This is a genomic window from Gordonia sp. UBA7860, assembly GCF_002500165.1.
Taxonomy (GTDB): Bacteria; Actinomycetota; Actinomycetes; order Mycobacteriales; family Mycobacteriaceae; genus Gordonia; species Gordonia sputi.
This window is the reverse complement of record NZ_DLSO01000138.1, coordinates 1,607-8,151: the sequence shown is the minus strand read 5'-3', so window position 1 is coordinate 8,151 and position 6,545 is coordinate 1,607. Positions and strand designations below refer to the sequence as shown.

At 63.4% G+C, this 6,545-nt stretch carries 6 protein-coding genes; 1 reads left to right on the top strand and 5 read right to left on the bottom strand.

What is annotated here, in order from left to right; genetic code table 11:
• Positions 1 to 717: peroxidase family protein (locus tag B3T59_RS17065; RefSeq protein WP_287004437.1), on the bottom strand; the 717-nt coding region annotated here is incomplete at its 3' end.
• A 291-nt stretch (positions 718 to 1,008) separates the two neighbouring features.
• Between B3T59_RS17065 and B3T59_RS17060 the strand changes: the two genes are divergently transcribed.
• Positions 1,009 to 1,752 (top strand): hypothetical protein, encoded by a 744-nt coding sequence (locus B3T59_RS17060; protein ID WP_064864008.1) that lies wholly within the window; start codon positions 1,009 to 1,011, stop codon positions 1,750 to 1,752.
• 4 nt (positions 1,753 to 1,756) lie between these two features.
• Here B3T59_RS17060 and B3T59_RS17055 read toward each other — a convergent pair whose 3' ends face one another.
• From B3T59_RS17055 to B3T59_RS17040, 4 genes are all read right to left on the bottom strand, one after another.
• Entirely contained in the window at positions 1,757 to 2,293 is a 537-nt protein-coding gene (locus B3T59_RS17055; protein ID WP_064864036.1) for an FKBP-type peptidyl-prolyl cis-trans isomerase, read from the bottom strand.
• A gap of 111 nt (positions 2,294 to 2,404) precedes the next feature.
• Positions 2,405 to 3,907, bottom strand: a complete 1,503-nt coding sequence (gene phoA, locus B3T59_RS17050; protein ID WP_251723566.1) for an alkaline phosphatase — start codon at positions 3,905 to 3,907, stop codon at positions 2,405 to 2,407.
• 126 nt (positions 3,908 to 4,033) lie between these two features.
• On the bottom strand, positions 4,034 to 4,387 hold the full coding sequence (locus B3T59_RS17045; protein WP_005203020.1) for a VOC family protein: 354 nt from the start codon (positions 4,385 to 4,387) through the stop codon (positions 4,034 to 4,036).
• A 181-nt stretch (positions 4,388 to 4,568) separates the two neighbouring features.
• Positions 4,569 to 6,545: NADP-dependent isocitrate dehydrogenase (locus B3T59_RS17040; protein ID WP_287004436.1), on the bottom strand; the 1,977-nt coding region annotated here is incomplete at its 5' end.

Genomic DNA, 6,545 nt, shown 5'->3' with positions numbered 1-6,545 from the left:
TCCGTTCGCATCCAGCAATTGCTCTGCCGCCAGGGTGGGGAGTCCGTCCTCGGCGAGTTCGATGGTGGCAAGCAGATTGCCCTCGGCATCGTGGTCGCGGATCGCGACCGCGTACTCCTCCGTGTCGCCGTAGATCTGCGACGCGTCCCACCAATGGGTGTCTCGGTTCGCATATGTCGGCGGGACGTCGGCCGGCCCGTCGAGGGCGGGCGTGCGCGGAACCCGCATCGGCCGGGAGTGCGGCCACTGGTCGTCGGCGTCGATATCGATGAGCCACGGCTCCGAATCAGGTGAGGTGAGGTGACTCACCCAATCGTGGACCTGGAACTGGATCCACGCGGCGGCAAGCAGATTGAGAGTGTCTGCGGGCTGGAATTCGGTGCGCGCGAGCAGCTTCTCACTGACCACACGCGGGCTCGGTTCATGAAACCTCGCCCCGCGCTCGGGCCAGGTCGCCTCCAGCGGCACGTTACGTCCGAAACGGGCACCGACAGATCCCATATCGGGTTGGGCGAGGTTGTCGAAACGTCCGTCGATCGTGCGTTTGCAGTGGTCAGACGCCTTCAACGGCGGATCGAGCGGCGGGACGGGATCGGGATCGGTGTCGACGAGGTTCAGCGCGCGCAGCTGGCTGCGAATGCCGACCAGCACGGCCAACGCCAGCGGTTTGGGCAAATGCGACCAACCGACCACCCGGTCGACGGTCTCCGCAGTCACAGCCAAGACCCGCTCAACGGTACTTCTCTGATCGACCACCGATTCCTCTTCCGTACCCGTGCCGACTGCCCTGGGAAGATCGTGACCCGATCAGTATCCCCGACGCCCGCCCTGTGGTGCATGCGTACCGCGCTACCTCAGTACGCACACGCTGATTTCGAGTACCCAGGTACTCGTGCAGCCCGCGGATCTTTCACGAAGGCTGGAAGTCCAGTCGGTGCACGCATCCGGCGAAGGTCCAATCGGCGCGATCGACGATGTCGTGCACAACGGGAGAGTGGCAGGTGATTTGTGATCGTCCCGATCGGCATCACGTTCAATATCGAGACGGAAGTCGACGACGCGGCCTCGGCACTCGGTCGTCGTGTCGCCGATTCGCAGCACAGACAGTTCTGGTTCGCAGAGTCACGCGATGCGTCGGCCGACGTTCCGACCCCCCTGTACGACAGCAGAGTCGCAATCAGGATGCGCACGGGCGTCTTCGACGACCTCACGGTCACCATGCATCCGGAGTGCAGCGATCGGCTCACCGGCGATTGGGCCGGCCCGTTCGATCATGACCAGTTCGAATACCGGATCTCCGATCAATGGTGCGGTAGCAACCGCAAGCTCAGAGCATCGGCGTGTGCCCGTCATCCCGCCGGCAGTATGTCTGCGGCGATCAACGGCGGCGCCGACCCCACCCATCTCCTCGACACTGCGCAGCGTCGGTTTCTGGTTGCTTGCGCGTCGTCGGGGACACCGATCGATCACCTCGTGATCCGTGGGCCGATCACCTCGCAGGTATGGAACACGTCGATTCGCGACGTCCGACACGTTCGGGTGGAGAGGTGGTTGTCCGACCACCTCGACGTCGTCGGGGTCTCCACGTACATCGATGTCCGCGAGGGAGAATCGTCGCACAACGTCGCAGCGCGGGCCGTGGCCGTCGCGAGCGATCTGCGACGCGGCCTTCAGGATCTGGGCTGTCAGGCAAGCCCGTTGGCCAGCAAGACGGCGCTCGCGCTCCGTGTGCTCGCGGACGAAACCGCGTGACTCCTTACCCGTCGATCGAGACGATCGTCAGCTCGAAGACCAGGGTGTCACCCTTGTTGATGCCCGCGGCGGGATTGCCATTCGGGTACCCATCCTCAGGGTTCATCGCGACCGCAACCGACGAACCCACCTTCTGACCCGCGATGGCCTTCTTGAAACCGACGACAACCTGACCGAGCGGGAACTGAGCGGGAGTGCCCCCTGAATAGCTGGTATCGAACTGCTTGCCGTCACGACCATTGACGCCTACGTAACAGACACTGACGGTGGCCGTGTCGGGGACAACCTCGCCGCTGCCCTCCCGCAGGGTGTGAACCTGCGTCTGGTCGACCGCGAACGGAGTGGTCACCGTGACTGCCGGTGCCGTCGTCGAGGTCGAGGCGACGACGTCGACACTTCCCGTCGTGCCACGAAGGGTCCAGTCCGGCTTGGCATCCGCGGCCGGTGCCGCAGACGGACACGACGGCGTCGACGTGGACGAGGTCGACGTCGATGCAGCCGAGTCTGAATCGGAATCGGAGCCGCACGCGGCGAGTCCGATCGTCAACGAGGCAACGGCTACGGGCAGCAGGAAACGACGGATGTTCACGGCCGTCACGCTACCGAACGGCCGACCCCTGACCGTGAGCCGCACCCGACCACACCGTCGACGTCACGAACCCTGGAGTCCCAGTGCGCGAGAGATGGTGAAGAACAGATCGGTCTGATCGGTCAAGCCGACGACGTTTGCCGCGCTCGGTCCGTACGCGGCGATCCGCACCTGCGTGCCCGTGTGGCCCTGATCCATCGCGTCCAGATTGTCCGACGTTCCGTAGGACACCGTGAGCGGCTGGCCGTCCTTGCCGGTCAACACGCGGGTGAGTCCCGGATAGATGGCGTCCTTCTCCACCTGCAGGGGCAGCTTCGCGTCGTCGGCGCCCTTCTGTACGTCCTCGGCAGTCACCGACTCGACGATCTGACTGCTGTGTGCGTGATCGGCGGTGACGATCACCAGTGTGTCGCGGTTGTCCTTGGCGTAGTCGAGCGCCACCTTCGTCGCCTCGTCGAGATCGACGGTCTCGCCAATCTGACCGCACGGGTTAGCGGCGTGATCCTGCTTGTCGATCGACGCGCCCTCGACCTGCAGGAAGAAACCCTTGTCGTTGCCCTTCAGGAGGTCGATGGACTTCTTCGTCATGTCGGCGAGCTTCGGAGTGGATGCGCCACGTTCAGGGTTGTCGGTGCACGTCGCGGCTGGTTCGAGGTAACCGCCCTTGGTCGCGACAGGTCCGTTCCAGCGGACGGGCATGTTGCCGTCGGCGAAGAGTCCGAGGACGGGGGAGTCCTGGTTGGCCATCGTCACCCCGTTGAGTTCGTCGGCGCTGCGCACCATCCGGTAGCCCCGCGCTTTCGCCTGGACCTCGAGCGTCTTGCCCTGGTATTCGCCTGCGGTGGCGGTTTGCTGGAATGATTTGGCGCCACCACCGAGCACGACGTCGGCTCGCGTTCCCAGCAACTGCTCGGTGATCGAACCCTTGCCACCCTTCTCCAAGGCGTCGGTCGGACACTTCTCGGATGTCTCTTCGGGCCCATAGCATTTGCGATTGGTGACGTGCGCGACCTGCACCGCGGGTGTGGCGTCCTGGATCTCAGCGGTGGTGACATCACCGGTCGCCTTGCCTGCCTTCTTGGCGAGTTCGAGCAGCGTCTGCTGGGAGCGGCCCTCGATGTCGACGGAGATCGCCCCGTTGTACGTCTTCGTGCCGGTCGACCACGCCGAACCGCTCGCCGCCGAATCGGTGACGTAGGTGGGCTTTCCGTCCTTGTCGAGCGAGTAGTGCGTGTACTGACCCGTCAGCGGCAAGGCGTCGATCCCACTGAAGGCGCCGCCCGCGCCCCGCGCGTAGTCGCGAGCAACGGTGATCTCGGAATCTCCCATGCCGTCACCGATCAGCAGGATGACGTTCTTGGCCCCGGAGTTTCGGATGGAGTCGGCGATGAGCGAACTGCGGTCGTCGCCGGCCCTCGTCGCCCCGCCATGGTCCGAAAGCTTGCCCTTGGCAACGGGATTCAACAGTGGTCCGGCCGCATCGTTGCTTCCGTCACCGCCGCACGCCGCCATCACCGTCGTCGCGCACGCCAGAGCCGTGACCGCCATGTACCGATGTCGTCGCATCCGCATTCTCCCCATATCCGTCGTTTCACTGAACTCGGACATGGTCGTTGCGATATGTGAACAAAAGTTGTCGTGGGGTCGACGCTGGTGCGGCCACCCGACCACGACTCGGGTGGCCGCGCGACCTCAGCGCTTGAGCGGGCTGTAGAAGACCAGTCCGTTGCCCTTGTTGTCGTAAACGACTGCTCGACGCTCGTGCGCGTCGTCGTAGGGGCCCTTGATGATGGCGCCACCGCTTTCCTCGACAGCTTTCGCGTCACCGTCGACGTCATCGGTCTTGATACCGACCACCACCTTGCCCGGTATCGGATGGTCGACGTCTGTGGCGAGCGCGAGCGTCAACGACCCGCCGTCGAGAGCGGCGAAATGCGCTCCGTCACGAAACTTGAGCGCCATGCCCAAGGTCTCGCTGTAGAACTTGATGGAATCGTCGAGATCATCCGTCGACAGAACGATCATGCGGACTTCGTGGTCACTCACGTGGGCCTCCTTTGGCCGAATCGAGCTTGCTCAGCGTGAACCCCAACCCCGGAATTCACGCTAGTGCACCCGACAGCCCGACGAACGGGACTTTCGGTCCGCACACACGCAGAAGCCCGCACCTACGAAAGGCTCCCGATCTGTGTCAGATCGGGAGCCAGTTTCGTCGCCGTACCGCGCGTCAGCCGCGAACGGAGTCGAGCGCCTCGTTGAACGTCGCGCTCGGACGCATGACCTCAGCCAACTTGTCCGAATCCGGGGCGTAGTAGCCGCCGATGTCGACGGCTTCGCCCTGCGCCTTGTTCAGCTCGGCCACGATCGCATCCTCGTTTTCGGCAAGCGTCTTCGCCAGCGGCTCAAAATGCTTGGCCAATTCCTCGTCATCGGTCTGTTTGGCCAGCTCTTGCGCCCAGTACATCGCGAGATAGAACTGGCTGCCACGGTTGTCGAGTTCGCCCGTGTTGCGCGACGGACCCTTGTTGTTCTCGAGCAGTCGTCCCGTCGCGGCGTCGAGTGTCTTGGCGAGCACCTTGGCCTTCGGGTTGTCGTTCTTCTTGCCCAGATCCTCGAGGCTGACCGCAAGCGCCAGGAACTCACCAAGTGAATCCCACCGGAGATGGTTCTCCTCGAGGAGCTGCTTGACGTGCTTCGGGGCAGAACCGCCCGCGCCTGTCTCGTACAGACCGCCGCCGGCCATCAGCGGGACGATCGACAGCATCTTGGCGCTGGTGCCGAGCTCGAGGATCGGGAACAAGTCGGTCAGGTAATCGCGCAGGATGTTGCCGGTGGCCGAGATCGTGTCGAGGCCGCGGATCAGGCGTTCCATCGTGTAGCGGATGGCACGCACCTGCGACATGATCTGGATGTCGAGGCCCTCGGTGTCGTGATCCTTCAGGTAGGTGTTGACCTTGGTGATCAGCTCGTTCTCGTGGGGGCGGTAGGGGTCGAGCCAGAAGACCACCGGCATGCCCGACTCACGCGCACGCGTCACGGCCAGCTTCACCCAGTCGCGAATCGGCGCGTCGCGCACGATGCACATGCGCCAGATATCGCCCTCCTCGACGTTCTGCGACAGCAGGATCTCCCCGGTGTCGAGGTCGACGAAGTTCGCGACACCGTCGGCCGGGATCTCGAAGGTCTTGTCGTGCGAGCCGTACTCCTCGGCCTTCTGGGCCATCAGTCCGACGTTGGGCACTGTGCCCATCGTCGTCGGATCGAACTGCCCATTGGTCTTACAGAAGTTGACCATCTCCTGATAGATCCGCGAGAACGTCGACTCCGGGTTGACCGCCTTGGTGTCCTTGGGCCGACCATCGGCGCCATACATCTTGCCGCCGGCGCGGATCATCGCGGGCATCGACGCATCGACGATCACATCGCTGGGAGAGTGGAAGTTGGAGATGCCCCGAGCGGAGTCGACCATGGCGAGCTCCGGCCGGTGTTCGTGGCACTTGTGCAGGTCGTCGATGATCTCTTCTTTCTTCGACGCCGGCAGCGATTCGATCTTGGCGTACAGATCCGACAGCCCGTTGTTGACGTTCACGCCGAGTTCGTCGAAGAGGTCGCCATGCTTGGCGAACGCCTCCTTGTAGAAGGTGCGCACCGCGTGACCGAACACGATCGGGTGGCTGACCCGCATCATCGTCGCCTTGACGTGAAGCGAGAACATGACGCCCGTCTTGTAGGCGTCCTCCATCTCCTTTTCGTAGAACTCGATCAGCGCCTTCTTGCTCATGTACATGCTGTCGACGACGTCGCCGTCGAGAAGCTTGACCTCGGGCTTGAGGACGATGGACTCGCCGTCGGCGGTGACCAGTTCCATTTTCACCGTGCGGTCGCCCTCGACCGTCATCGACTTCTCGCCGTGGTAGAAGTCGCCTTCACGCATGTGAGCGACGTGGGTACGCGACGCCATCGACCATTCGCCCATCGAATGTGGATGCTTGCGGGCATACTCCTTAACCGCCTTGGGCGCGCGACGATCCGAATTACCTTCTCGCAGTACAGGATTGACAGCACTACCGAGGCACTTCGTATACCGGTCGCGGATCTCCTTCTCTTCGTCGGTCTTCGGATTGCCCGGATAGTCGGGAATGGCGTATCCCTTGGCCTGCAGTTCCTTGATCGCAGCAAGCAACTGCGGGACCGAGGCGCTGAT

Excerpts from the sequence above, each read along its gene's own strand:
- phoA (WP_251723566.1), bottom strand. The coding sequence starts at position 3,907 with ATGCGACGACATCGGTACATGGCGGTCACGGCTCTGGCGTGCGCGACG.